1 protein-coding gene is annotated in these 427 nt (G+C 65.1%); it reads left to right on the top strand.

Annotated elements, in window-relative coordinates; genetic code table 11:
* Positions 1-427 (top strand): AAA family ATPase (locus BGN91_RS06140; RefSeq protein WP_292611459.1); only part of this gene is annotated, 427 nt, incomplete at both ends.

Raw genomic sequence — 427 nt, 5'->3', positions numbered from 1 at the left:
CAAGGACTGGTGGACGAACCGCACCGCTGCGCAGCAGGTGTTCCGGGTGTTCGGCTATGCCGGCACCGGCAAGACCACCATCACCCGGCACGCCATTGCCGAGCTTGGCCTCGAAACGGGTGCGAGTGACGGCGTGCTCTACGCCGCCTTCACCGGCAAGGCGGCGCTGGTGATGACGCGCAAAGGCACGCCGGCCTCGACCATCCACTCCCTGATCTACCGCGTCTCCGAGGCGACGCCCGCCGAGATCGAGAAGGTCAAGGAGGAGATTGCCGATCTCAAGGCGAAGCTCGTGTCCCTGGCTGCGGCCGAGCGCCTGTTCGCCGAGTTGCAGCTGCGCTCGCTCGAACTGCGGCTATCCGACATCCACAAGCCGCGCTTTGTCCTGAACGAGCAATCTATGTTGCGCGAAGCCAAGCTGCTCGTC

It is taken from the genome of Nitrobacter sp. 62-13, from assembly GCF_001896955.1.
Classification (GTDB): Bacteria; Pseudomonadota; Alphaproteobacteria; order Rhizobiales; family Xanthobacteraceae; genus Nitrobacter.
Note: the sequence above shows the minus strand (reverse complement) of the source record. Positions and strands in the feature narration are given on the sequence as shown.